The organism is Amycolatopsis sp. FBCC-B4732, assembly GCF_023008405.1.
GTDB lineage: Bacteria > Actinomycetota > Actinomycetes > Mycobacteriales > Pseudonocardiaceae > Amycolatopsis > Amycolatopsis pretoriensis_A.
The window spans coordinates 3,082,004-3,107,322 of record NZ_CP095376.1 but is presented as its reverse complement, the minus strand read 5'-3'; the positions used below and the strand labels follow the sequence as shown (position 1 = coordinate 3,107,322).

Genomic DNA, 25,319 nt, shown 5'->3' with positions numbered 1-25,319 from the left:
CGCCGATGCAGCTCGTCACCGAAGACAACATCACCGAGCTCGCCGCGGCGCGCTGGGCGAGCGCGCACGACCCGCGCACGGCGGAGCTGCTCTCCGCACTCGTGCGCCACCTGCACGCCTTCGCCCGCGAAGTGCGGCTGAGCGAGACCGAGTGGATGGCCGCGATGCGGTGGCTCACCGAAACCGGGCAGATCAGCGACGAGAAGCGGGAGGAGTTCATCCTCGCCTCGGATGTGCTGGGCCTGAGCATGCTGGTGGTGCAGATGAACCACGCCTTCGACGCGAAGGCGACCCCGGCCACGGTGCTGGGCCCGTTCCACATCGACGGCTCCCCGGAGAAGGAGTTCGGCGGCGACATGTCCGACGGCCTGCCCGGCACGCCGCTCTACGTGACCGGCACGGTCACCGGGCTGGACGGCTCCCCCGTCACCGGCGCGGTCCTCGACGTCTGGCAGGCCGACGAGGAAGGCGCGTACGAGTCGCAGATCCCCGGCATCGACGAAGCCCGGCTGCGCGCGAAGTACACCAGCCGCGCCGACGGGGCCTACTGCCTGCGCACGATCGCGCCCAAGGGCTATTCGATCCCGATGGACGGCCCGGTCGGCGAGCTGATCGGCGGCACCGACATCAGCCACTTCCGGCCCGCCCACGTGCACTTCCTGATCAACGCGGCCGGCTACGAACCGCTGATCACGCACCTGTTCCAGGAAGGCGCCGAATACCTCGACAGCGATGTCGTGTTCGGCACCAAGCAGGAGCTGGTCGTCACCTTCGAACCGCGCGAGCCCGGGCCCACCCCCGACGGCGGGCACTGCGCCGAGCCGTGGCTCGAGGCCCGGTACGACTTCGTCCTGCAGCCCGTGTGATCGCCGCGGAGATCCGCGAGGCGGGTGAGCCGCCCGTGGTGACCGACCGGCCGGAGCCCGAACCGGGCCCGGGCGGGGTCGCGGTCAGCGTCACCGCGGCCCCGATCACGCCGCTGGACCTGCTCTGCGCGTCCGGCACGTCCTACTTCGGGCGCCCGGCGACGCCGTACGTGCCGGGGGTGCAGGGGGTCGGTGTCCTGACGCGGCCGGCGCCGATGCACCCGGCGGGCACGCCGGTCTGGTTCGCCACGGCCGCGGGCATGCTCCCCGGCGACGGCAGCATGGCCGAGCACGCCGTGGTGGCGTCCGCGGACGTGGTCGTCTTGCCGGCCGGGGCGGACCACGCGCTGGTGGCGGCGCTCGGGCTGTCGGCGGTGGCGGCGTGGCGGTGCCTGACCGCGACCGGTGAGCTCGCCGCGGGTGAGACCGTGCTGGTGCTCGGCGCCGGCGGGGTCGTCGGCCAGTCGGCGGTGCAGCTGGCCCGGGTGGCCGGGGCCGGGCACGTCATCGCGTGCGCGCGCTCGGACGCCGCGCTGGAGCAGGCCCGGCGCCTCGGCGCGGACGCCACCGTGCGGCTCGAACCCGGCGACGACGTCGAGCCCCTGGCCCGGCGGTTCGGCGCCGGGCCGCCGGTGGACCTCGTGCTCGATCCGGTGTGGGGGCTCCCGGCCGCGGCGGCGCTGCACGCGCTGCGCCCGGGCGGGCGCCTGGTCAACCTCGGCAGCTCGGCGGGTGAGCAGTGCCCGGTGTCCTCGGCCGTGCTGCGCAGCCGGTCGCTGCGCATCCGGGGGTACACGAACAACGAGCTCAGCGGCGACCAGCGCCGTGAGGCACTCCTGACGGTGGTGGGGCACGCGATGACCGGTGCCCTCACGGTCGACTACGCGCGGGTGGCGCTGCACGACGCGGCCCGGGCGTGGATCCGCCCGGGCCGCGTGGTGCTAGTTCCCTAGGCCGGCGTAGCCGTCGGTGGCCAGGCGCTTGCCGATCTGGTCGTAGACGGCCTGGTCGTCGGGGGCGATCGTGCCGAGGCCGTCGACGTACCGGTTGAACAGGCAGAACGACGCCGCGATCAGCACGGTGTCGTGGATTTCGACGTCGGTGGCGCCCTCGGCGCGGGCGGCGGCGACGAGCTCGCCGGTGACCGCACGCCCGGTTTCGCGGACGGCGAGGGCGATCCACAGCAGTGCCTTGATCTTCGCCGAGACGGGGGCGTCGTCGATCCCGCCGCACGCGGCGTCGACCACCGCGCGGCCGCCCTCGAGGGTCTCGGCGGCCGCGGCGGCGTGGCTGCCGGTGCAGAAGCGGCACTCGTTGCCGTTGGACACGACGGCCGCGATCAGCTCGCGTTCGCCGACGGTCAGGGAGTTCGGCCCGCGCAGCAGCACCTCGGCCAGCTGCCCGAGCGGCGCCGCGGTCTCCGGCCGGTAGGCGAAGAGCGCGGAGATCCCGGGCAGGGCCGGGTCGAGCGGGATGTGCGGCATCGAGTCCTCCTGGCGGGGCGAAAGGTCCTCTCGCGAGTCTTTCGCCCCGCGGCGGCCCGGCCAACCTCCGCTTTGCGCAACCGGGCCACCGCCGAACGCCTCAGCTGATGCTGAAGTCGTCCGCGTAGAGGGCACTTTGGCCGTACCAGCCGTGGACGTAGACCGTCACCGCGCCCGACGCGCCGGTGGTGAAGGGCACCGACAGCTGGGTCCAGCCGCTGCTCGAGGTCCACGTGCTCGCGCTGGCCCCGCCGCGGACGCCGACGTAGGCGTAGCTGCCCTGGACCCACGCCTTGAGCGTGTAGGCGTGGTTGGGGGCGAGGGTGACGTTCTGCGCGGCCTCGCCGGTGGCCGAGGCCGTCGGCACGACCTGCAGTGCCTTCGTGCCCGAGTGGGCCGGGGTGGCGACGATGGCGTCGCCGGCGGCGCTCCACGGGCTCAGCGCGCCGGATTCGAAGCCGCCGTTGACGACGCCGCCGGCGGGCGGGGTGCCGTTGACCGTGAGGGTGAAGGTGGTGCTGTGGCTGCCGGAGGTGGCGGCGCCGGTGACGGTCAGCGGGTAGACACCGGGGACGGCCGCGGTCGTGGTGCTCACCGACAGCGTCGCGGTGCCGCCCGCGGTCACCGAGCCCGGGCTGACCGACGCCGTGACGCCGGCGGGTGCGCCGGTGACCGACAGGGCGACCTGCTGCGCGGAGCCCGACGTCACCGCGGTGCCGATCGTGGCGGTGGCGGACTTGCCGGGGTCGAGGGCGGCCGAGGCCGGGTTCGCGGTGACGGAGAAGTCGTTGCCGGGTACGGAGGTGCCGCCGGTGAAGGGTTCGAAGGCGTGGCTGAAGAACCAGGTGTCCTGGGCGATGCCGGAGCAGTTGTCCGCGGCGGCACCGCCGGGGCAGCTGCCGTTGTCGCGCTGCAGCGCCCAGAAGGAGATTTCGTTGATGCCCTTGGAGACGGCCCAGTTGTAGACGGTGGCGGCGTCGGCGGTGGTGAAGGTCTCGGCGGGGCCGAAGTCGTCGACGCCGATCATCTCGGTGACCCCGACGCTCGCCCACAGCTGCGCCTGCGTCTTGCCCGGGTAGAGCGCGGCGAGCTGGGAGACCAGGCCGGTGGCGGCGGTCTGGGTGTCGGTGGCCATCTGGTGGGCGGCGTTGTCGTAGTAGTCGAAGGTCATCAGGTTGACCACGTCGACGCGGGTGCCGTTGGAGACGGCGTTGCGCAGCACGGCTAGTCCGCTGTCGGCGAGCCCGCGGGTGGTGGTGGGCAGGGTGTAGGAGATCTGCAGGGAGCGGCCACTGGCGGCGGCCCAGTCCTGGACCTTCTTGATGGCCTTGTTGCGGCGGTCGATGCCGGCGGAGTTGGTCAGCGAGTTGTCTTCGATGTCCATGTCGAGCCGCGGGACGTCGTAGGTGGTGATCACCGACTCGTAGGCCGCGGCGATGGAGTCGACGCTGGTGCAGCTGTCGGCGATCTCGGTGCCGGTGTTGTCGGCGGTGTAGCCGCCGAAGGAGGGGATGACGTCGCCGCCGCGGGAGCGGATCGTGGCGATGTCGGAGCCGAAGGTCGAGTTCGCGATCGGCATCCCGGTGTCACCGTTCCAATAGACGGTGCAGGAGCCCTTGGTGGCGGCCTGGATGAACGCCATGGTGAGGTGCTTGGCCCCGGACTGCTGGGCCAGCGCGGCCGGGCTCTCCCCCGTCCAGGCTTCGAAGTAGGGCGCGAACACGTGCGTGGGCAGCGGCGTGGCGGCCTGGGCGGTGCCGGCGGCGGTGACCAGCGAACCGGTCGAAACCGCCAGTGCGGCCAGGAAAACGGACATACGGGGGAAGGATCTGCGTCGACGCATCTGCGCTCCAGAGCCGGCGGGGACCGTGCCGCGGCGGTGCACGGGGGAACGCCTTCAGGATTGGATCAGACCAATCCTGACGTCAAGGTCTAGACCACTAAACCGGCCGGATGGCCGCCGGGGTTGGGCCGGGCCGGAAAAGTCCCTTTCCCGCATGATCGGAGCCCAGCGTAACCATGTCCCGCGACTAACGATCGTGACAAAAACGTTCCAACACCTCGGGAGTCCCGGTAGCGTGCGCGTCCATGCGGGTGACGTGGGGGAAGATTGGACAACGCAGAGTGACCAAGCCGTGGCGGGCGGCCCCGAAGGCCGCGCTCTCCAGCCCGCTGACGCTCATCGTGGCCGCGGTGACTTCACTGCTCGCCTGCTTCCTCGGCACCGCCGCGGTCCTGCAGGCCTCCGCAGCCGGCGGCGCGGCGGTGACCTACCAGACCGGGATCACCTGCCCCGACAGCTACGGCCCGGTCTTCGGCAAGGGCAACATCGCCGTCCAGGACATCCCGGCCCTCACCCAGGCCGTCCGGCAGCACGCCCCGGCGCACGGCTTCACCACCCCGGTCGTCGGCGCCTACACGACCGTGCTGCCCGGCACCGAGTTCAACGGCGACCCGCACTACAAGATCCGCCTCGCCTACCGCGACCAGGCCGGGCTGGACAACCTGACCCTGCAGCAGGGCAGCCGCGCACCCGGGCTGTGGCTGGGCAACGTCGTCGCCGACGCCGAGCACATCGGCCTCGGCGCGAAACCCAGCCTCCAGGGCATCCCGCTGCCGCCGGTGACCGGCATCTACGGCGACCTGCTCGACCCGCCGCCGCGGTTCTGGTGCTCGCAGCAGTCCGGCGCCGTCATCGACCGGCTGGTCAACGACCCGATCGACTCCATCGCCTTCGCCACCGACCAGAAGACGTTCGACAGCGCGGTCAAAGCCATCGGCCTGCCCCGGATGCAGTACTTCCACATCTCGTTCTACGAGCCGCCACCCACCACCCTCAGCGGCGCCGAAGACCTCCTGCAGCGCTCCCACGACCTCGTCACCGACGTCCGCGCCGACCTGACCGCCCAGGGCCGCGGCGACCTCGTCGCCGCCGACGTCCCGACGTTCGAACGCTCGGTGCAGATCGCCCGCCAGGCCCAGGACAACGTGTTCGTCTCGATCCTGCCGCTCGCCCTGATCAGCGTCCTGGTCGGCTGCGCCGGCCTCGGCACCGTCGCCCTGCAGTGGTACCAGCGCCGCCACGCCCAGCTGCGGCTGCTCTCCGCCCGCGGCAGCGGCCCGGCCGCCCTCGGCGGGCTCGCCGTCGCCGAACTCGGCCTGCCGATCTTCGCCGGCGGCGCCGCCGGCACCGTCGCGGCCCGGCTGCTGCTCGGCGTCTACGGCCCGCCGGGCACCCCGGACCCGGCCGCCGAACTGCAGGCCGGCGGCGTCGCGGCGGGGACGCTGGTGCTCTCCCTGGCGCTGCTGGCCCTCGTCGTCGCCGTCCGCGTCCACCGCGAGTTCGAACTCGGCCGGGTACGACGCAAGGGCAACCGGGCCCGGCTGCTGGCGTACTTCCCGTGGGAACTCGCGACGGCGGGCATGGCCTGGCTCGGCTGGAACCGCCTCGCCCACTACGGCAGCGGATCCCGGCTCGGAAATCCATTACCCCAGGTGGATCCGCTGGCACTGACCTACCCGGTGTTCGTGGTGCTCACCGTGGGCCTGCTGACCGCCCGGCTGGCGTGGCTGGCCCTGCACGCCTCCCACCGCGCCCGGCTCTGGTCACGCCCGGCGCTGCAGCTGGCGATCCGCCGGCTGGCCGGCGCCCGCGCACCCGTGACGGGCGTGCTCGTGATCGGCACCCTCGCCGTGGGCACCCTCGCCACCGGGATCGGCATCGCCAACGGTCAGGAAGAGGCGCTCGACACCAAGTCGGCGGTCTTCGTCGGCAGCAACGCCCGCCTCGACACCGACAGCCCGATCGGAATGGGCGACGTCGCCATGCCCGCATCGCTCGCGGGCACCAGCACCGTCGTGGGCGAGCTGACCGGCACCGGCAGCGTCGTGCTCGTCGTCGACCCCGCCACCTTCGCCCGCGGCGCCGCCGTCGACCGGATCCCCACCGCGGACCTGGACGAGCTGCTGCGCAAGATCTCCCAGCCCGACCCGCGCGGCACCCCGGTCATCCGCGTCGGCCACACCGCCAGGCAGACCACCCAGCTGCCCGACGGGCTCCCCGACGCCGTCCCCGCCGGCGACCTGCCGGTGTTCCCGATGATCGGCACCTCGCCCGGCTACGTCGTCTCCCGCACGGTGCTCAGCCACGCGCAGCTCGACAGCGTCCCGAAGTGGAGCGTGCTGACCACGGCCCCGATGGCCGAGGCGACCAGCGCACTGCGCTCCGCGGGCGTGTTCATCCCGAACCGCGTCAGCCGCGAAACCGCGCTCGACGGCCTGCCGTTCTTCGTCGTGTCCTGGACGTTCTCCTTCGTCGCGCTGCTCGGCGCGGTCCTCGGCATCGTCGCCATCCTGGCCCTGCTCGTCGCGGTCGAAGTCCGGCGACGCCAGAACGCCCTCGCCGGCGCGCTGGTCCTGCGCATGGGCATGCGGCCACGGACCCTGCTCGCCAGCCACCTCATGGAACTGGGCGCGCTGAGCGGGCTCGCGATCGTCGTCGGCGTCGTCTGCGGGATCTCCGTGGCCGGCCTGTCGGTCCCCCGGTTCGACCCCGCGACCTTCCTCGCACCCCGCTCCGAACTACCCGACCCGCTGCCCTTCGTGCTGACCGTCGTCGTCATCGGCGTGGCCGTCGTCGCGCTGGCCGGCTGGATCGCGGTGCGCTCGGTGCGCACCGCCCGGACCGCGGAGCTGATCCGTGCCTGAAAAACCGATCTTCTCCCTGCGCGGCATCGGCGTGGACTACCAGACCCCCGCCGGGATCGTCACCGGCGTCGACGACGTCAGCATCGACGTCCCCGCCCGCGGGATGACCGTCCTCGCCGGACCGTCGGGCTCCGGCAAGTCCACGCTGCTGCGCGTACTGGGCCTGTTCGAACAACCCGCCCGCGGCACCCTGACCTTCCAGGGCGCCGACGTCCGCAAGCTCAAGCACCGCGAACGCCGCGCACTGCGCCGCCACCACCTCGGCCTCGTGTTCCAGAACCCCGCCGACAACCTCCTCGGCTACCTCTCGGTCGCCGAAAACCTCCGCGCCGCCGCCGAAGCCGCCGGCACCGACTGCAACGCCGAGGACATCCTCGGCCAGCTGGGCCTGCACGGCACCGGCGACTGGAAGATCTCCGCGCTCTCCGGCGGCCAGCAGCAACGGCTCGCCTTCGGCTGCGTCCTCGCCGCCCGCTCCACCGTGATCCTCGCCGACGAACCGACGTCCCAACTGGACGAAGCCTCGGCCGACCTCGTGCTCGACACCCTGCGGTACCTGGTGGACCAGGACTTCGCCGTCCTGGTCGCCTCCCACGACGACCGCCTCATCGACCTCGGCGCGCGAGTGGCCCGGCTGCACAAGGGCTCGCTCGAAGGCATCGAAGAACGGGAACCGCTGCCATGACCCTCGTGGAAGCCAAGGGCCTGCGCCGCAGCTTCACCCACCCCAGCGGCGACATCGAAGTGCTGCGCGGCCTCGAACTGCGCGTCGGCGCCGGCGAACTCGTGACCGTCTCCGGCCGCTCCGGCTCGGGCAAGAGCGCGCTGCTGGCCCTGCTGTGCGGCTTCGACTCCCCCGACTCCGGCTGCGTCCTGCTCGACGGCGTCCCCATCACCGGCGCGCCCCCGTGGCACACCTGCGCGGTGCTCCCGCAAGCCCTCGGGCTCGCCAATGAACTGACCATCGCCGAGAACGTCGCACTCCCCCTGCGGCTGCGCTCCGACGTCCCCCGCCCGGCCGCCGCCGACATCCAGGCGCGCGTCACCGAACTCCTGGACGAACTGGGCATCGGCGACCTCGGCGACCGCTACCCCCTCGAGGTCTCCTTCGGCCAGCAGCAGCGCGTGGCACTCGCCCGCGCGGTCGCCGGCCGCCCCCGGGTCCTGCTCACCGACGAACCGACCGCCCACCTCGACGCCGGCTCCACCCCGCGCGTACTGCGCCTGCTGCGCCGCTGCGCCGCCGAGGGAGCCGCGGTCGTCGTCGCGACCCACGACGACGAGGTCCACCGCATCGCCGACCGCCGCGTCCGCCTCCTCGACGGCGTCCTCACCGCACTGCTCGACTGATCGATCAGGAATCGAGAAGCGCAGGTCAACGAGCCGGGAATAGCGTCGACGACGTACCGCACCCGACGATTCCAGGAGCACCACGATGACCACCCAGGGGATCAAGACCGTCCTGCACCCCGTCACCGACCTGGCCGCGGCCAAGGCCGTCTACACCGCCCTGCTCGGCACCGAACCCCAGGCCGACGCGCCCTACTACGTCGGCTACGACACCGCCGGCCAGCACATCGGCCTCGTCCCCAACGGCGCCCAGCAGGGCATGAGCGGCCCGGTGACCTACTGGCACGTCGACGACATCGCCGCCAAGCTCGCCGAAGTCACCGCCGCCGGCGCGAAGGTCAAGGACGAGCCGAAGGACGTCGGCAACGGCCGCCTGGTCGCGACCTTCACCGACACCGACGGCAACGTCCTCGGCCTGCTCCAGGACTGACCGAGCGCGGCGGCCCAGGACGTCACCCCGCTGCGGCGGCGCGAGCGGCCGGGCCCGGTCACCCGAGCGCGGTGGCCCGGCTGACGTCCTCCCACGCCGCCAAGTCCGCCGCGAGCGCCTCGTGCTGCGCCCGGATCGCCTCCACCGCGTCCGCGCCCAGCGCGAGGTGCAGCGGCGCGTCCGCACTCCCGACCGCCCGCACGATCGCCGCCGCGGCCTTCGCCGGATCGCCCGGCTGGGTGCCGTCCATGCTCTCCACCGCCTCCCGCGTGCCCGACGTCGACACCGCGTACGCGTCGATCGTGCGGGAGCGGTGCATGCGGCCCCCGCCGAACTCGGTGCGGAACGCGCCCGGCTCGACGATCAGCACCCGCACCCCGAACGGCGCCACCTCCGCCGCCAGCGCCCCCGAAATACCCTCCAGCGCGTACTTCGCCGCGCAATAGGCACCGAAGCCCGGCATCGACAGCTGACCGCCCATCGAACTGATCTGCACGACCGTGCCGCTACCCTGCGCCCGCAGGTGCGGCAGCACCGCCTTCGTCACCGCCACCGCACCGAAGAACATCACGTCCAGCAGCCCCCGCAGCTCGCCCATCGTCAGTTCCTCGACCGCACCGACCGAGCCGTTGCCCGCGTTGTTCACCACGACGTCGATCCGGCCGAACGCGGCCAGCGCCGTCTTCACCGCCGCGTCGACCTGCCCCTCGTCGGTGACGTCCAGCGCCGCTGTCCGGACCCGGTCACCGCCGCGCTCCTGAAGATCCGCCAACGTCTCCGGCCGGCGCGCGGTCGCCAGCACGCGATCGCCCGCCGCCAGCGCGGCCAGCGCGATCTCCCGGCCGAACCCGGCCGAGCACCCGGTGATCAGCCAGACGCGGCCGTCGGTGTTCGTCATCTCTGCGTTCCTCCCAGTGGATTCCCCTCCCATCCTGGGGACGATCACCACCAGGGCGCCAACACCGGTCTCCTGCCACGGCTACAGTCAGCACCTGTGCCCCCCGAGCTGCGCCAGCTGCGCTACTTCGTCGCCGTCGCCGACGAAACCAGCTTCACCCGCGCCGCCGCCGGCCTCCACATCGCCCAGCAGTCGCTCTCCCAGCAGATCACCGTCCTCGAACGCACCCTCGGCGCCCGCCTCTTCGACCGCGACCCCCGCGGAACCCGCCTCACCGCCGTCGGCGCCCTGTTCCTCCCCGAAGCCCGCGCGGTGCTCACCCGCGCCGACGAAGCCGTCACCACCCTCGGCCGGGCCGTCCGCGGCGAAATCGGCACCGCCCGCCTCGCCTTCCTCACCACCACCGCGAACTACCTGCTGCCCCCGATCGTCCGCGCCGTCCGCGAACGGTTCCCCGGCCTCGCCGTGACGACCACCGAAGCACCCATCGCCGAACTCGTCGACGGCCTCCGGGACGGCCGCTTCGACCTCGCCTTCACCCGCCCGCCCCTGGTCGACGACCTCACCTCGCGAACCCTGCTCACCGAAGAGGTCTGCGCCGTCCTGCCCACCGGCCACCCCCTTGCCGGCCGCGCCGCACTGAAGCTCGCGGACCTCGCGGCCGAGCCCTGGGTACTGACCCCGCGCACCAGCTGGGAACCCTGGCACCGCACCTACGACGCCGACTTCACCGCCGCCGGCTTCACCCCGGACGTCGTCCAGCGCGCCACCACCGTCCAAGGACTCCTCGGCCTCGTCGCCGCCGGCGTCGGCGTCACCCGCCTGACCCGCTCCTCTCACAGCCTCCGCCGCACCGGCGTCACCTTCATCCCCCTCGACGGCGACCTCGCCCGCACCGAACTCGTCTGGTCACCCGGCAACGACAACCCCGCGATCCGGACCATCACCGACGTCGCCGTCGAACTCGCCGCGACCACCGACCTCACCGAAGCCGGTTAGCAGCTGCCCCACGCAGCTACCCCGGCACGGCCTGATCCACTTCACGAGAGCCGGGCACCCCCTCCGTAGACTCGACGCCGATGCGACGTCTTCGGTGGTACTGGGGGGCACTGGTCCTCGCCTGCGTGGCCCTGCTGGTCGGCTCCTTCGCCTTCTTCGGCTCCGAAAGCAAGAACGGGCAACCCCAGCCCCGTCAAGGGCCACCCGGGACCGGGCCACTCACCGTCGTCGCCATGGGGGACAGCACCGTCTCCGGCGAAGGCGCCGGCCAGTACACCGCCACCACCAACGGCCAAGGCGGCAACTGGTGCCACCGCTCGCCCAACGCCTTCGTCGACAAGATCACCGTCCCCGGCATCACCGCCCACGTCAACCTCGGCTGCTCCGGCGCACCCGCCGAACAGGTCGCGCTCGGCGACGTCAAGCAGTGGACCGAAGGCTCCCAAGCCCAGCAGCTCGCCACCCTCGTCAAGGACCACCGCGTCGCCGCCGTCGTCATCGCCGTCGGCGCCAACGACGAACCCAAGTTCTCCAACCAGGTCACCGAATGCTTCAAAGCCTGGTTCGACCCCGGCGGCCCGCCCTGCAGCGAAGCGCTCAAGCAGACCTGGCAGTCCAAAGTGGACGCCATGGTGCCCAAGGTCGCGACCGCCGTCTCCGACGTCAAGAAGGTCCTCGCCCAAGCCGGCTACGTCCCCGCCGACTACCAGCTCGTCCTGCAGTCCTACGCCGCACCCATCGGCCCGGACCTGCCCGAAGACCTCCGCAGCCTCAACGGCTGCCCGTTCCGCGTCGAGGACCTCCGCTGGATCTCCCAAACCGGGATCGGCGTCCTGTCCTCCGGCCTCAAAGCCGCCGCGCGGCAAACCGGCGCGCGCTTCCTCGACCTCGCCAAAGCCGGCGTCAAGCACGAAGCCTGCAGCGGCGGCGCCAACCCGGCGACCGAGTGGTTCACCCGCCTGACCCTGCAGCTGGCCGACCTCGGCCGAGCCGACCGCGCCGGGCACGCACTGCAGGAATCGTTCCACCCCAACGCCGCCGGGCACGCCGCGATCGCCGGCTGCGTCACGGAGTTCATCGCGGCCGGCGAAGGGAACGCCTCCTGCCTCGCCGGTGCCGACGGGAAACTGCACTCGGCCCCGGAGGTCGTGGCTCGCTGAGCCTTGCCGGTCTTTTGCCGGTATTCAGGTTCGGTGCCGGGACGGCTCTTTATTTCACCAGGCGGTATAGGGCGTTATACACTCAAAGATCGAGAGCAGCTCGCAGGGCGATGTCGATGCGCTCCTGGACGTCCAGGTCGATCTCGGCGATCCGCTCGTCGAACCAAGGCCGGTACAGCCTGGTCAGGTTGAGCGTCGACACCCAGTAGCGCGCGTCGATCGCGACGCCGAGGATGTCCTGCGGGTCGCGCTCGAGCAGTTCGGTGCCGAGCAGCCAGGGGCGCTCGGACTCGTTCACCCCGTCCGAGGACAGCAGCACGACCGTGCGCTGCCGGGCCGGTTCGGTCGGGGGGTGGTACGTCCAGACTTCACCCCTGCGCACGCAGATCCTTTTCCGCCGCGGTGCGCTCGGCCTCGTCCGATTCCGCGACGGCCGGCTCCGGCTTCCGCGGGGTGTAACCCGTGCGAACCGCCTCGCGCCTGGCCGCCTTCGACAGCCAGGACGAGACCGAGATTCCGTGGGCTTTCGCGGCTCGTTCGGCGAATTCCAGCGCGCCGCTGTCCAGCGAAAGAGTGACCTTACGTGTTGCCATACCTTTTACCGTACCAGTGCTCCGGTCACCGGGCGGACCACCGGCGTCAGAACGTCGGCGAACGTCCCTCGAACGGCGTAGAGAGCACCACCGTGGTCCTCGTCGACACCTTCGCGGCCTCGCGGATCCGGCGCAGCAGGTCCTCCAGCGCCAGCGGCGACTGGACGCGCACCAGCAGGATGTAGGACTCGTCGCCGGCCACCGAGTAGCACGACTCGATCTCCTTGATGTGCTGGATCCGCTGCGGGTAGTCGTCCGGCGCACCCGGGTCGTTGGGCGTCAGCGAGATCAGCGCCGTCAGGGGCAGGCCGATCTGCTCGCCGTCGAGCCGCGCGGTGTAGCCGAGGATGACCCCGCGCTGCTCGAGGCGGCGCACCCGCTGGTGCACCGCCGACACCGACAGCCCGACCCGCTCGGCGAGGTCGGTGAAGCTGCGCCGCCCGTCGGCCGCGAGCTCCTGGACGATCGACTGGTCCAGCGGCTCCAGCCCGCCGACCGTCATGCGTCCAGCACGACGAGCTCGTGCGGCTGGTTGTTGACCGGCTCGACGCCGTTTTCGGTGACGATGACGATGTCCTCGATCCGGGCGCCCCAGCGGTCCGGCTGGTAGATGCCCGGCTCGACGCTGAAGGCCATGCCCGGCTCCAGCGGCAGCGCGTTGCCGGCGATGATGTACGGCTCCTCGTGCACGTCGAGGCCGATGCCGTGGCCGGTGCGGTGGATGAAGTACTCGCCGAACCCGGCCTCGGCGATGACCTCGCGCGCGGCGGCGTCGACGGCCTCGGCGGTGACGCCCGGCTTGACCGCGGCCACCGCGGCGGCCTGGGCGCGCTGCAGCACCGCGTACGTCTCGGCCACGTCGGCGTCGCGCGGCGTGCCGACGGCGTAGGTGCGGGTGGAGTCGGAGTTGTAGCCGGCCGGCAGCGGGCCGCCGATGTCGACGACCACGACGTCACCCTTCTCGATGACGCGGTCGGAGACGTCGTGGTGCGGGCTGGCGCCGTTCGGACCCGAGCCGACGATCACGAAGTCCGCCTGGACGTGCCCCTCCTCGACGATGGCCGCGGCGATGTCGGCGCCGACCTCGGCCTCGGTGCGCCCGGGGCGCAGCCACTCGTGGACGCGGGCGTGCACGCGGTCGATCGCGGCGCCGGCCTCTCGCAGCGACGCGATCTCGGCGGCGTCCTTGCGCATCCGCAGCTCGCGCACGACCGGGCCGGCCAGCGTCTGCTCGGCCTCGCCGAGCGCGGACCGCAGCGCCAGCACGTGCAGCGCCGGGGTGAAGTCGCTGACCGCGACGCGGCCGGGCTTGCCGAGCCGGTCGGCGACCAGCTTGTACGGGTCGTCGCCGTCCACCCAGGTGAGCAGCTCGACGCCGAGCTCGTCGGTGGGGACGTCGGCGTACCCGGGCGCCTCCAGCTTCGGGACGACGAGCGCCGGCGTGCCGTCGGCGGGGACGACGAGGGTGGTGAGCCGCTCGAACGAACCACCGGCCTGCCCGAGCAGGTACCGCAGGTCGGAGCCGGGCGCGATCAGCAGGGCATCGGTGCCGGCGGCGGCCGCGGCGGTGCGGGCGCGGTCCAGGCGAGCGCGGAGGGCGGCGGCGTCGGGGGCTGGCGTGTGGAGGGATCGGCGCGACATGAGGGCGAGCCTAGCCGGGCCGCACCACCGGCCGGACGGCCTGGGGCCGCGACATGCCGGGCCGCGAGGTGCGTCACCCGGCCCGGTGCACCACCACTCCCCTCCCCCGCGGCCGCGACGGTCATGAGGGGTGCCCCTTCCGGGTTTCACGGCGGCGGGGTGCGTCGTGCGCACCGGGTGGTCGCCGGGCGTGGGAGGCTGTGCGGGTGACCGGATCCCTTGCCCTGCTCGACTCCGCGAGCCTGTACTTCCGTTCGTTCTTCGCCCTGCCCGATTCGATGCGCGCCGCGGACGGGACGCAGGTCAACGCCGTGCGCGGGTTCGCCGACACGATCGCGCGGATCCTCACCGACCGGCGGCCCGCGCGGCTCGTGTGCTGCCTGGACGCGGACTGGCGGCCGAAGTTCCGGACCGACCTGCTCCCCAGCTACAAGGCGCACCGGGTGGCCGAGGAGACCGGCGGCGGCCCGGACGTCGAAGAGGTGCCCGACACGCTCACCCCGCAGGTGCCGATCATCCTCGACCTCCTCGAGGCGTTCGGGTTCGCGACCGCGGAAGCGGCAGGCTACGAGGCCGACGACGTCATCGGCGCGCTGGCCACCCGCGAGAAGACCATCCCGGTCGAGGTGATCACCGGCGACCGCGACCTCTTCCAGCTGGTGCGCGCCGAGCCGTCGCCCGCGTCGGTGATCTACGTCGGCAAGGGCTGGGCCAAGGCCGAGGTGCTCGGGCCGGCCGAGATCGCCGAGCGCTACAGCCTCCCCCTCGAAACCGCCGGGCCGGCGTACGCGGACATGTCGATGATGCGCGGCGACCCCTCCGACGGGCTGCCCGGCGTCGCCGGGATCGGCGAGAAGACCGCGGCCAAGCTGATCACGCAGTTCGGCTCGCTGGACGCGCTGCTCGAAGCGTCGGCGGCCGGGGATTCCCGCGTCCCGCTCAAGACCCGGCTGCGGCTCTCCGACGCCGCCGGCTACCTCGCGGTCGCGCCCACCGTGGTGCGGGTCGCGGTCGACGCGCCGGTCGAGCAGTCCCGTCCCGACACCGTGCCGGCGGTGCCGGCCGACCCCGAGCGGGTCGCCGAGCTGGCCGAGCGGTGGAACCTCGGCAACTCGGTCGAGCGGCTCCTCAAGGCCCTCCCCGGCGCCTAGAAGTGCGTGCCGCACCACGGTGCGGCAATCGTCGTGAACAGCTCGTCCGCGCGCGCCACCGCGGCCGGGTCCGCGACCTCGACGCGGCCCGCCTGCACCAGGGCCGTGGCGCTCCACTCCCCCAGGTACAGCATGCCGAGGCTGTCGACGTCGAGGGTCAGGTCCGCGGCGGCCCCGGTCCGCCGGGCGCCCTCCGGGCCGATCTCGTAGCGGCCGGTGTTGGCGGGCAGCAGGCGGTCGGTCACCGCGAGCACCACCGGGCCGGCCGCCCGGTACGTCCGGGCCGCCAGCGCCGCCTCGACGTCGACCGGCCGCAGCCACAGGTCGTCCTCGACGGCGAGGGTGGCCGCGTGCCGGTGGTCGGCCAGCATCGCCGGCAGCGGCTCGTCCACCGGGCGGTGACGGGCGTGCACCGCGGACACCAGGTCGACCGACAACAGGAACCGCCAGAGACCCGCCAGCGCGGCCGGACCGTCGGCGTGCAGGTCGCGGACCTTCAGCACCGCGCCCTCGTCCGGCGTGTCCAGGGAACGGCGGCTCACGGTCTCGTAGACGACGAAGCCATCGTCCCCGCCCGGTCCACTGTGGACGGCCACGACGTGGTCGCCGTCCGCGCCGGTGAGCCGGTCGTGCATCACCGGCCACCACAGCGGCGGGCGGGCGATCGTGCCCGGGCGGCGCGCGATCCGCCGGTACAGCCCGGAAATCTCCGATACGGCCTCGTCCGGCGTCAGCATCCGGACGTCGCCGCGCAGCGGGACGCGCTCGTGCAGCCGGGCGGCGGGCCGCGCCACCCGGACCGTCTTGCCCAGCGCGGCCGAGCCGTAGCCGAAGCGGCCGTAGATCGTCGGCTCGCTCGCGTGCAGGATCGCCAGCGGCAGCCCGCGCGCGGCGACGTCGGCCAGCTGGACGCGCATCAGCTCGGTCAGCACGCCGCGGCGGGTGCGGTCGGCGCGGACCCCGACTCCGTCGACCGCGGCGGCCGGCAGCGCGCGGCCGCCGGGCACGGTGAGATCGGTGTCGAAGGAACTGGCGATCCCGATCATGGTGTCGCCGTCGAACGCGCCGAACTTGTGCGCGGCCGGCCACGAAACCCCGAAGCGGGACCACAGCTCGTCGCTGACGCGGTTGCTGTGCAGTGAGCGGCCGAGCAGGTCGAACGCACCGCGGCGCTCGTCCTCGGTGATGGGGCGGACGTCGAAGGCGGTCATGCCGCCGATCTTGCCGCCCGGCCCCAGCCACGGCACCCCGTTTTAGAAGTGAGAGCCGCTCCACGGCACCGATCGTGTGCCGAACAGCACGTCCGCGGCGGCCGGCGCGGCGGGGTCGCGGACCTCGATCCGGCCCACCCCGGCCAGCGCCGACGCCTTCCACGTGCCGAGGTAGAGCATCGCGAGCGTGGTGACGTCCAGCCGGAGCGCGGCGGGCTCTTCGGTGCGCTCGGCGCCGTCCGGGGTGATCCGGTAGGTGCCGCTGTTGGCCGGCAGCAGCGGATCGGTGACCTCGACCGCGACCGGCTCGGCGGCCCCGTATTCCCGCGCGGCCAATGCCTTCGGGACGTCGACGAGCCGGATCCAGTGCTCGTCGCCGATCCGGTCGTCGCTCAGCAGGCGGTGGTCGGCCAGCAGCAGTTCGATCGGCTCGTCGAGCGGCCGCTCCTCGGCGACGATCCGGTCCACCAGGTCCACGCCGAGCAGGAACCGCCACAGCCCGGCGAACGCGGCGGGCGTGGCGGCGAACAGGTCCGGCACCTCCAGGTCCTTCGTCCACGGGTGCGCTTCCAGCCCTTCGACGAAGTAGGTCGCGAACCCGTCCGGCCCGTCGGGACCGTGGTGCACCACTGCCTTCATCGGCACGCTGCGGCGCCGGCACTGGGCCTCGTAGAGGCGCCACAGCACCTCGGGCCGGGACATCATCCCCGGCCGGCGCCCGATGCGGTCGTAGACACCGGGCAGGAGCTCCCAGGCCCGATCGGCGTCCAGCAGCTCGATCTCGCCGCCGACCGGGGCGTCGGCCCGCAGCCGGGCCCGTGACCGGTCGACGCGGTAAGTGCGGTTGCGCGTCGCCAGGCCGTACCCGAACCGGCCGTAGATGGCGGCTTCGGAAGCCAGCAGGTTCGCGCACACCACTCCGCGCGCGGCGAACTCCTCCAGCTGCGCCGCCATCAGCGCGCGCAGCACGCCACGGCGGGTCCGGTCGGCGCGGACCCCGACACCGGTGACGCCGGCCATCGGCACCCGCGCCCCACCCGGAACGGTCAGCTCGGCGTCGAAGAACCGGGCCGTGCCGACGAGCTCCGGGTCGAACGCGCCGATCGCCCCACCGGGCTGGTAGGCCAGACCGGAGCGCTCCCACTCCGCGTCGGAGGCCGGGCGGACGTGCACGGTGTCCCGGAACAGATCGCTCGCGGCGCGGTGCTCTTCCGTGCGCAGCGTCCGGATCTCGAAGTCGCTCATCCCCGGATCATCTCCGGAAACGACGAAGTCCGGCCACCGGAATTCCCCGGCGGCCGGACTCCTCGCGAACTACTTGGTGGCGGGCGGGGAAACCTCGTAGTTCCCGCCCGTACCCTTGACCGTGATCTGCACCTGCTGCGGCTTGCCCGCGATCGTGGCGGTGCAGTCGAACTTCGCGCCGTCCTCGACCTTCTGCTCGGCCGGGCAGGTCACGCCGGTGACGCCGTCGATCTTGTACGTCTCGGTGAGCAGCTTCTGCACGTCGGTCTGCATCTGGGTGTTGTTGAAGACCTGCGTCTTGAAGAACCCCGGTGCGACGAACCCGAGCACCCCGACGACCGCCAGCACCACGACCAGCGCGACGACGCCGATCAGCAGGCCCTTCTTGGACTTCGCCGGCTGCTCGCCCTCCGGCGCGCCCGCGCCGGGGTACTGCTGCTGTTGCTGGCCGTAGTCGTACTGACCCGGCTGCTGCCCGTACTGCGGCTGCGCCTGGGGCCCGCTCTGCGGGTACGCCCCGCCCGGCTGCTGCCCGTACTGCGGCTGGGCCTGCGGACCGCTCTGCGGGTACCCGCCACCCGGCTGCTGCTGCCCGTACGGCGGCGGCTGCTGGCCCCACTGCGGCTGCTGCGGGGGCTGCTGCTGGCCGTACCCGCCCGGCTGCTGCCCATAGGGCGGGGGTTGCTGCGGCTGACCCCACTGCTGCTGGTTCGGGTCGTAGGAAGGCGGCTGCTGCTGGCCCCACTGGGGCTGCTCCTGCGGGCCGCTCGGCGGGTACCCACCGCCCGGCTGCTGCCCGTACTGGGGCTGCTGTGGGTCGTTGCCGCCATACGGCGTGCTCATCGTCTGCCTCCGCCTGCTTCGCTCAACTGGCTCTCCACCCCGAAACCGCCGTAAAGCCGCGTACGCACGGTGTTCCCCGCGATCCAACCACAGGTCGGACCCGAGCACACGTGTCCCACGCTCACCGTTGTGCCCCGTCCGAGCAGGCCTAACACGGAGTTCACGCGGCGCCCGCGGCCACGACACCACGGCGCAGCGCCTTCACCGCGTCGGCCGCCGCCGCGCCCACCGGGTCGGCCTTGCCCAGCACGTCCCGGATCTGGTCGAGCAGGTCGATCACCTGGCGCGACCACCGCACGAAGTCACCCGCCGACAGCTCCTGCCCGTTCGCCTCGGCCGCCGTGAGCACCTTCTCCAGCGATTCGCCGCGCGCCCACCGGTAGACCGGCCACGCGAACCCGGCGTCGGGCTCACGCGTGCGGTCGAGCCGGTGGCGCCGCTCGTCCTCGGTCAGCTCCACCCACAGCCGCACCGTCTCCTGCCACGCCTCGGGCACCGCGCCCCCGGGCAGCCGCGACTCGCCCGCGGTGTCCCGGCGCGCCTCGAACACCAGCGTGGAGACGACGGCGGCGAGTTCGGCCGGGCCGAGACCACGCCACACGCCGTGCCGGATGCACTCGGCGGCCAGCAGATCGGACTCGCTGTAGAGCCGGGTCAGGCGCCGGCCGTGCTCGGTGACGCGGTCTTCGCCGTCCCCGGCCGACTCCGGGCCCAGGTACCCGCGCTCACCCAGCAGCGCCAGGATCCGGTCGAACGCGCGCGCCAGCGAGTGCGTGGTCGCGGCCACCTTCCGTTCCAGCTGCTGGGTTTCCGCGGTCAGCCGCTGGTACCGCTCGACCCAGCGCAGGTTCGCCTCGCGCTCGGCCAGCCCGTGGCCCGGGTGGGCGCGCAGGGCCCGCCGCAGCGCGGCCAGCTCGCCGTCCTCGTTGGCCCCGGACCGCCGCTTCTGCCTGCCCGGCAACGAAATCCCGGCGTTGCGCAGCGTCGAAGCGATGTCGCGCCGGGTCTTCGGCGAACGCAGCTCGATGTGCCGCGGCAGCTTGATGTGCCCCAGCGCCTCGACCGGCGCCGGGAAGTCGGCCACCGAAAGCGGCCCGGACCAGCGGTCCTCGGTCACCACGACCGGACGCGGTTCGCGGATCGGGTCCAGCCCCGGGTCCACCACCACGGCGAGCCCGGCGCGGCGCCCCGCGGGCACCGCGATGACGTCCCCCTTGCGCAGCTTCTCCAGCGACTCCGCGGTCCCCGCCCGCCGCGCCGACGTGTTCTGCCGCGACAGCGCCTTCTCCCGCGCCGAGATCTTCGCCCGCAGCTCGACGTACTCCAGCATCTCGTCGAAGTCACCGGTGATGGCGGCCGCGTACCCCTTGAGGGCTTCCTTGTTCCGCTCGATCCGGCGCGCCGTGCCGACCACCGACCGGTCGGCCTGGAACTGCGCGAACGACTGCTCCAGCAGCTCCCGCGCCTCGGCCGCGCCGACCTGCGCGACCAGGTTCACGGCCATGTTGTAGCCCGGCCGGAACGACGACCGCAGCGGGTAGGTCCGGGTCGACGCGAGCCCGGCGACCTGCTTCGGGTCCACCCCGGGCTGCCACGCGACCACCGCGTGGCCCTCGACGTCGATCCCGCGCCGCCCGGCCCGGCCGGTCAGCTGCGTGTACTCCCCCGGCGTCAGGTCGACGTGCGCTTCGCCGTTGTACTTCACCAGGCGTTCCAGCACGACGGTGCGCGCCGGCATGTTGATCCCCAGCGCCAGGGTCTCGGTCGCGAACACGACCTTCACCAAGCCGCGGACGAACAGCTCCTCGACGGTCTCCTTGAACGCCGGCAGCAGCCCGGCGTGGTGCCCGGCGATGCCGCGCTCAAGCGCTTCCCGCCACTCCCAGTAGCCGAGCACGCCTAGATCGCCCTCGGGCAGCTCCGACGTCCGCGCGTCGATCACCCGGCGGATCTCCTCGACCTCGCCGGGACCGTTCAGCCGCAGCCCGGACCGCACGCACTGCGCCACCGCGGCGTCACAGCCCGCACGGGAGAAGATGAACACGATCGCCGGCAGCAGCCCGGCCCGGTCCAGCTGCTCGACGACCTCGACGCGCGACGGCGGCCGGAACCGCGGCATCCGCGACGGCGCACCCCGGCGCCCGCGCGGCCCGCGGAACCCGGCCGGCGCGTACTGGCGGCCGATCTCCTCGGTGCGGCGCAGCAGGGTCGGGTTGATCCGCAGTTCGGCGCCGGGCAGGTGGACGTCTTCGCCGGCGAAAAGGTCCAGCAGCCGGTTCCCGACCAGCATGTGCTGCCACAGCGGCACCGGCCGGTGCTCGTCGACGACGACCGTGGTGTCGCCGCGCACCTCGACCAGCCACTCGCCGAACTCCTCGGCGTTGCTGACGGTCGCCGACAGCCCGACCACGCGGACGTGCTCGGGCAGGTGCAGGATCACCTCTTCCCAGACCGCGCCGCGGAACCGGTCGGCGAGGTAGTGGACCTCGTCCATGACGACGTAACCGAGGTCGGTGATCGTCGAGGAGCCGGCGTAGAGCATGTTCCGCAGCACCTCGGTGGTCATCACGACCACCTGGGCGTTGCCGTTGATCGAGGAGTCCCCGGTCAGCAGGCCGACGGCGTCGGCGCCGTGGCGCGCGACCAGGTCGGTGTACTTCTGGTTCGACAGCGCCTTGATCGGCGTGGTGTAGAAGCACTTGCGGCCCTCGGCCAGCGCCAGGTGCACGGCGAACTCGCCGACGACGGTCTTGCCCGCCCCGGTGGGCGCGCAGACCAGCACACCGTGGCCGCCTTCGAGGGCTTCGCACCCCCGGATCTGGAAATCGTCGAACTCGAAGGACGCCTCCGCGGCGAAGCGCGTCAGCTGGGGGTACTTCCCACGGCGCGAGGAGGCCGCATAGGCCTCGGCCGGGGACGGAGAAGGGCTACTGGCCACCTCGTCAGGGTTTCACACCTCCCCGTCGTTCCGCACGCCGCGTGACCGACGGCGTGGCGTGCCCCGCGGTATAGGGCGTTATACACATGAATCTGCACCGGGAACCGGATCGCCGGCGGGTGCGTCGGAGCGGCGGAAGGAGGTCCCGATGACCGAACCGTGCCCGAGCTGCGGGCAGCTGGACCAGGTGCAGCACGTGCCGGCGGTCTACCACGGCGGGCACTCCTTCTACCGCGGCCAGGGCCCGATGGTCGCCGTCCCCGCCGGCGACAGCGTCGTCTACACGCACAGCCAGGTCAGCGGGATCTCGGTCACCGCGGTCGCCCGCTCCCTCGACCCCTTTCCCCCACCGCGCCGCAGCGGCGGCCTGATGGCGGCCGTGATCGTGCTGGCGCTGGTCGGCGGCTGTTTCCTGCTGCTGCCGTTCTCGGCGGCCGACGACCCGCCGCCCGGCGGGGAGGGTGCCCGGGCGCTGGGCTACGCGGTGCTCTCGCTGCCGGCGTTCGGGGTGTACCTCGCCGTGGGCGTGCTGGTCTGGCTCTACGTCCGCCGCGTGCGGGCGCACCGCAAGCAGCAGAAGGGCGTGCCGGCGGCCCAGCAGGTGTGGGAGCAGGGCTGGTTCTGCCACCGCTGCGGCGGGGTGTACTTCGCCGACACGGGACGGCTGCTGACCCCGGCCCACTTCCGCCAGCTGGTAGCCCGCGCGGGCGGCTACGACAGCTAGGGCCTGTATCGATCAACGACCAAGAAGATCGAGAACACCGGGGACCTCGTGGTCGGCTCGCCCTGGCGTGACGTCCCGCCCGCATCGGCTGCTGGCAAACCGTCTACGGCCTGTTCCGGCGCCGGCAGCGCACCGGTGTGGGCGCTGATCCTGGCGGCGTTGCAGACCCGGGCGGATGCCGCCGGGCTGATCATCTGGGACGTCAGCGTCGATTCCACGATCAACCGGGCCCACCCAGCACGCCGCCGGCGCCCGAGCCGGCCGATCACGCGCTGGGCCGGCCGCGGGGCGGCTGGACCACCAAGCTGCACCTGGCCACCGAGCAAGGACACAAACCACTCTCGCTGCTGGTGACCGTGGGGCAGCGAGGTGATTCGCCGCAGTTCGAGGCGGTATTGGCCGGGATCAAGATCACCGTGCCGGCGGTGGACGGCCACCCGCGTTCGATCCGCAGATCTACAAGCAGCGGCACGCGTTCGAGTGTGAGATCAACCGGGGCGTGGCCACGCGGTTCGACAAGCTCGCGGTTCGCTACGAGGCGACTGTGCACGTCGCGGCGATCAACGAGAAACTGGCCCTAAGCGAGCACCGTCAGGGCGCCCGGGACGCAGCTGACCGTCACCGGGACCGTGCCCTGGGGCTCGCCGTCGGCGTACGCGGGCCAGCTGTTGCCGGTCAGGGCGACCGAGCGGGCGCGCAGCGTGCGGACCGCCGGGTGGGTGACGTGCTTGCCCGTGCGCAGGCCCGGGAGCATCCGCATCAGGCCGCGGCGGGTGGCGTGGCCGATGATCGTCACGTCGAAGACGCCGTCCTCGGGGTCGGCCGTGGGGCAGATCGGGACGCCGCCGCCGTAGAAGCGCGTGTTGCCGATCGCGACCAGGGTCGCGTCGAGCTCGATCCGCGCGGTGCCGGTGTCGATGACCACCGGGCGGGAGCGGAAGGACGCCAGCTCGGCCAGGATCGCCAGGTCGTAGCGGCGGGGCCCGGACGGCCAGCGCATCCGGTTGGCGCGTTCGTTGACGCTCGCGTCGAAGCCGGCGCACAGGACGGTCGCGAACCAGGTGTCGCCGATCCGGCCGAGGTCGAGCCGCCGCCGCGCGCCCGATTTCAGGGCCGCCACCAGCGCGTCGACCGCCGCCAACGGCTCGGCCGGGACGCCGAGGGCGCGGGCGAAGTCGTTGCCGGTGCCCGCCGGGACCAGGCCGAGGGCCACGTCGTGGCTGGCGCAGAACTGGACGCCCTGGTGGGCGGCGCCGTCACCGCCGAGGACGATCAGCACGTCCAGGCCCGCGTCGTGGGAGGTCCGCATCAGCTCGCGGGACTCCTCGACGGAGTTGGCGACCAGCACGTCGAGCCGGTCGACGGCGGCCCGCAGCCGCTCCGCGACCGTGTCGGCGATCCGGGCGGCGGCGCCGTGCCCCGAGGCCGGGTGCACGGCGAGCGCGGCGTGGATCCCCACTACGTGACGTCGTCGGTGCTCGACCGGCCACCGGAAGCGGTCGGCGTGGACGGCTCGTCGTCGACGGTGCTCGGCGTGTAGTCGAACGGCGCGGCCTCGTCGTCGGCCAGCTTGTCCCAGCCCTCGTCGCCGCGGGACTTTTCGAGCTTGCGGTCGTGGAAGCGGGCCATCTGCACGGCGATCTCGAACAGCACGGTGAGCGCACCGGCCAGGCCGAGCATGGAGAACGGGTCGGAACCGGGGGTCGCGAACGCCGCGAAGACGAACAGCGCGAACACGATGCCGCGCCGCCACTTCTTCAGCTGCACGTACTTGACCACGCCGACGCGGTTGAGCATCACCACCAGCAGCGGGAGCTCGAAACTGATCCCGAAGATGATCAGCAGCGACAGCAGGAACGAGATGTACTTGTCCGCGGTGAGCGCGGTGACGAACGCGTCCTGCCCGAAGCCCATCAGCAGCTGCAGGGCGTGCGGGAAGAGGATGTAGGCGAGCACGGCGCCCGTGGCGAACAGCACCGAGGCGAACCCGACGAACGTCAGCGCGTACTTGCGCTCCTTGCTGTACAACCCCGGCGCGATGAACGCCCAGATCTGGTACAGCCAGGCCGGCGAGAGCAGCACGGCACCGGCCGCGATGCCGACCTTCAGCTGCGTCATGAACGCCTCGAACGGCACGGTCTGCAGCAGCCGGCACCCTTCGGCGCTGTCGAGCCGCCGGTTCGGCGGGATGGCGCAGTACGGGTCCTTCACCAGGTCGCCGAGCGACGGAATCGGGCCGACCTTGGTGCCGAACCAGATGAACCCGAGGATCCCGCCGAGCACGACCGCGAGCATCGCGAAGCCGAGACGGCGGCGGAACTCGTAGATGTGCTCGATGAGCGTCATCGTGCCGTCGGGGTTCACGCGACGGCTGCGCTTGCGCCGCTTCGACCGGCGGCTGTCACCGTTTCCGGAGGCGGATTCCGCCACGGGTTGTTCCGTTCTCGTCGGAGTCCGCCGGAGCGCGCCGCTTCGGGCGCGCTCCGTGGACCGGGGACCGGGTGTGGCCTAGCCGCTCAGCTGGCGTTCTTCTGCGGCTGGTCGGCGGCCTGCTGCTGCTTCTTCAGCTCGTCGAGCTGCCGCTGCAGGTCGGCGACCTGCTGGTCGGTCGAAGCCGGTGCGACGGGCTTGGCCGGGATCTGCTTCGTCTCGACCGGCTCCGCGTCCTCGGTCGCCGCGGCCTTGTCGCCGGTGAGGTCCTTGGTCTCGGCCTTGAAGATCTTCATGGACTTGCCGATGGACCGGGCCGCGTCGGGAAGCCGCTTGGCCCCGAACAGCAGCACGACGACGAGCACCAAGATGATCAAATGCCACGGCTGCAATCCGTTCAGCATGGTGGCCTCCTATCTGCGTCTGGTAGGGATGTTACTGGTTTTCGGGTTTCCGGCGGCGCTCCGCGAAAGCGACGCGCAGCGCGGCCGACCGGGCGCGGATCATCCCCGTCCGGTCCTGGGTGTTCGTAGCCACCATGCTTGCGGTCTGCCGGAAGGCACGCAAGACCTTCACGGTCCGGACCAGCAGGACGACGAGCAGCAGCAGTCCGATCGCGGCGAGCACGACGGTGGGCAGGTACGGCACG

The 25,319-nt window shown here is 72.4% G+C and carries 25 protein-coding genes; 10 read left to right on the top strand and 15 right to left on the bottom strand.

All coding sequences use genetic code 11. The features are described from left to right. Positions 1 to 5 precede the first annotated feature (5 nt). Together MUY14_RS13325 and MUY14_RS13320 are read left to right on the top strand one after the other, a co-directional pair. Entirely contained in the window at positions 6 to 866 is an 861-nt protein-coding gene (locus MUY14_RS13325) for a dioxygenase (RefSeq protein ID WP_247023297.1), read from the top strand. After that, positions 863 to 1,819: a zinc-binding alcohol dehydrogenase family protein gene (locus MUY14_RS13320; protein WP_247023296.1), complete on the top strand. Its 957-nt coding sequence runs from the start codon at positions 863 to 865 to the stop codon at positions 1,817 to 1,819. Before MUY14_RS13325 ends, MUY14_RS13320 begins: the two co-directional genes overlap by 4 nt. On the opposite strand, the gene MUY14_RS13315 is transcribed toward MUY14_RS13320, so the two are convergent. Together MUY14_RS13315 and MUY14_RS13310 are read right to left on the bottom strand one after the other, a co-directional pair. Beyond that, complete coding sequence (locus MUY14_RS13315; protein WP_247023295.1) at positions 1,808 to 2,350, bottom strand: carboxymuconolactone decarboxylase family protein; 543 nt, start codon at positions 2,348 to 2,350, stop codon at positions 1,808 to 1,810. The two genes, MUY14_RS13320 and MUY14_RS13315, sit on opposite strands and share 12 nt — an antisense overlap. Positions 2,351 to 2,450: 100 nt before the next feature. Continuing rightward, positions 2,451 to 4,166, bottom strand: coding sequence for a glycosyl hydrolase family 18 protein (locus MUY14_RS13310; RefSeq protein ID WP_247023294.1), 1,716 nt, complete (start codon positions 4,164 to 4,166; stop codon positions 2,451 to 2,453). A gap of 308 nt (positions 4,167 to 4,474) precedes the next feature. Here MUY14_RS13310 and MUY14_RS13305 point away from each other — a divergent pair, with 308 nt between their 5' ends. The 4 genes from MUY14_RS13305 to MUY14_RS13290 all read left to right on the top strand — a co-directional run bounded on the left by MUY14_RS13305 (position 4,475) and on the right by MUY14_RS13290 (position 8,837). Beyond that, positions 4,475 to 7,057 carry an FtsX-like permease family protein gene (locus tag MUY14_RS13305; RefSeq protein ID WP_247023293.1) on the top strand — a complete coding sequence of 861 codons (2,583 nt, stop codon included), beginning with the start codon at positions 4,475 to 4,477 and terminating at the stop codon, positions 7,055 to 7,057. Further along, entirely contained in the window at positions 7,050 to 7,742 is a 693-nt protein-coding gene (locus MUY14_RS13300) for an ABC transporter ATP-binding protein (RefSeq protein ID WP_247023292.1), read from the top strand. The genes MUY14_RS13305 and MUY14_RS13300 overlap by 8 nt, the downstream gene beginning before the upstream one ends. Further along, entirely contained in the window at positions 7,739 to 8,407 is a 669-nt protein-coding gene (locus MUY14_RS13295) for an ABC transporter ATP-binding protein (RefSeq protein WP_247023291.1), read from the top strand. The genes MUY14_RS13300 and MUY14_RS13295 overlap by 4 nt, the downstream gene beginning before the upstream one ends. A gap of 85 nt (positions 8,408 to 8,492) precedes the next feature. Then, the gene (locus tag MUY14_RS13290) at positions 8,493 to 8,837 is read left to right on the top strand and encodes a VOC family protein (RefSeq protein WP_247023290.1); all 345 of its coding nucleotides are present in this window, start codon (positions 8,493 to 8,495) and stop codon (positions 8,835 to 8,837) included. A gap of 58 nt (positions 8,838 to 8,895) precedes the next feature. Here the strand turns inward: MUY14_RS13290 and MUY14_RS13285 are convergent, their stop codons facing one another. Then, a complete protein-coding gene (locus MUY14_RS13285; RefSeq protein WP_247023289.1) occupies positions 8,896 to 9,735 on the bottom strand; it encodes an oxidoreductase in 840 nt (279 codons plus the stop codon). Positions 9,736 to 9,831: 96 nt separating this feature from the next. Here MUY14_RS13285 and MUY14_RS13280 point away from each other — a divergent pair, with 96 nt between their 5' ends. Together MUY14_RS13280 and MUY14_RS13275 are read left to right on the top strand one after the other, a co-directional pair. Continuing rightward, entirely contained in the window at positions 9,832 to 10,734 is a 903-nt protein-coding gene (locus MUY14_RS13280) for a LysR family transcriptional regulator (RefSeq protein WP_247023288.1), read from the top strand. A gap of 80 nt (positions 10,735 to 10,814) precedes the next feature. After that, positions 10,815 to 11,894: a GDSL-type esterase/lipase family protein gene (locus tag MUY14_RS13275; protein ID WP_247023287.1), complete on the top strand. Its 1,080-nt coding sequence runs from the start codon at positions 10,815 to 10,817 to the stop codon at positions 11,892 to 11,894. A gap of 82 nt (positions 11,895 to 11,976) precedes the next feature. Here the strand turns inward: MUY14_RS13275 and MUY14_RS13270 are convergent, their stop codons facing one another. The 4 genes from MUY14_RS13270 to MUY14_RS13255 are packed head-to-tail and all read right to left on the bottom strand — an operon-like array spanning position 11,977 to position 14,128. Continuing rightward, entirely contained in the window at positions 11,977 to 12,276 is a 300-nt protein-coding gene (locus tag MUY14_RS13270) for a hypothetical protein (RefSeq protein WP_247023286.1), read from the bottom strand. Then, a complete protein-coding gene (locus MUY14_RS13265) occupies positions 12,263 to 12,487 on the bottom strand; it encodes a hypothetical protein (RefSeq protein WP_086858801.1) in 225 nt (74 codons plus the stop codon). The genes MUY14_RS13270 and MUY14_RS13265 overlap by 14 nt, the downstream gene beginning before the upstream one ends. Before the next feature lie 46 nt (positions 12,488 to 12,533). Next, entirely contained in the window at positions 12,534 to 12,989 is a 456-nt protein-coding gene (locus tag MUY14_RS13260) for an Lrp/AsnC family transcriptional regulator (RefSeq protein ID WP_247023285.1), read from the bottom strand. Then, positions 12,986 to 14,128 (bottom strand): Xaa-Pro peptidase family protein, encoded by a 1,143-nt coding sequence (locus MUY14_RS13255; RefSeq protein ID WP_247023284.1) that lies wholly within the window; start codon positions 14,126 to 14,128, stop codon positions 12,986 to 12,988. Before MUY14_RS13255 ends, MUY14_RS13260 begins: the two co-directional genes overlap by 4 nt. 206 nt (positions 14,129 to 14,334) lie before the next feature. Between MUY14_RS13255 and MUY14_RS13250 the strand changes: the two genes are divergently transcribed. Then, complete coding sequence (locus tag MUY14_RS13250) at positions 14,335 to 15,279, top strand: 5'-3' exonuclease (protein ID WP_247023283.1); 945 nt, start codon at positions 14,335 to 14,337, stop codon at positions 15,277 to 15,279. Here the strand turns inward: MUY14_RS13250 and MUY14_RS13245 are convergent. The 4 genes from MUY14_RS13245 to MUY14_RS13230 form a co-directional block, all read right to left on the bottom strand. Further along, entirely contained in the window at positions 15,276 to 16,490 is a 1,215-nt protein-coding gene (locus tag MUY14_RS13245) for a GNAT family N-acetyltransferase (protein ID WP_247023282.1), read from the bottom strand. The two genes, MUY14_RS13250 and MUY14_RS13245, sit on opposite strands and share 4 nt — an antisense overlap. A 42-nt stretch (positions 16,491 to 16,532) precedes the next feature. Next, positions 16,533 to 17,735 (bottom strand): GNAT family N-acetyltransferase, encoded by a 1,203-nt coding sequence (locus tag MUY14_RS13240; protein ID WP_247023281.1) that lies wholly within the window; start codon positions 17,733 to 17,735, stop codon positions 16,533 to 16,535. Positions 17,736 to 17,804: 69 nt separating this feature from the next. Next, positions 17,805 to 18,578, bottom strand: coding sequence for a DUF4333 domain-containing protein (locus MUY14_RS13235; RefSeq protein WP_247023280.1), 774 nt, complete (start codon positions 18,576 to 18,578; stop codon positions 17,805 to 17,807). 160 nt (positions 18,579 to 18,738) lie between these two features. Beyond that, positions 18,739 to 21,516: an RNA helicase gene (locus tag MUY14_RS13230; RefSeq protein ID WP_247023279.1), complete on the bottom strand. Its 2,778-nt coding sequence runs from the start codon at positions 21,514 to 21,516 to the stop codon at positions 18,739 to 18,741. Between the two features lie 148 nt (positions 21,517 to 21,664). Between MUY14_RS13230 and MUY14_RS13225 the strand changes: the two genes are divergently transcribed. Continuing rightward, on the top strand, positions 21,665 to 22,240 hold the full coding sequence (locus tag MUY14_RS13225; protein WP_247023278.1) for a hypothetical protein: 576 nt from the start codon (positions 21,665 to 21,667) through the stop codon (positions 22,238 to 22,240). Positions 22,241 to 22,817: 577 nt separating this feature from the next. On the opposite strand, the gene MUY14_RS13220 is transcribed toward MUY14_RS13225, so the two are convergent. From MUY14_RS13220 to MUY14_RS13205, 4 genes are all read right to left on the bottom strand, one after another. Next, a complete protein-coding gene (locus MUY14_RS13220; RefSeq protein WP_247023277.1) occupies positions 22,818 to 23,699 on the bottom strand; it encodes a diacylglycerol kinase family protein in 882 nt (293 codons plus the stop codon). Continuing rightward, entirely contained in the window at positions 23,699 to 24,670 is a 972-nt protein-coding gene (gene tatC / locus MUY14_RS13215; protein WP_247023276.1) for a twin-arginine translocase subunit TatC, read from the bottom strand. The genes MUY14_RS13220 and tatC overlap by 1 nt, the downstream gene beginning before the upstream one ends. 86 nt (positions 24,671 to 24,756) lie before the next feature. Beyond that, positions 24,757 to 25,074, bottom strand: a complete 318-nt coding sequence (gene tatA, locus MUY14_RS13210) for a Sec-independent protein translocase subunit TatA (protein WP_247023275.1) — start codon at positions 25,072 to 25,074, stop codon at positions 24,757 to 24,759. A gap of 31 nt (positions 25,075 to 25,105) precedes the next feature. After that, on the bottom strand, positions 25,106 to 25,318 hold the full coding sequence (locus tag MUY14_RS13205; RefSeq protein ID WP_247025124.1) for a bacteriophage holin: 213 nt from the start codon (positions 25,316 to 25,318) through the stop codon (positions 25,106 to 25,108). Between the last annotated feature and the right edge of the window lies 1 nt (position 25,319).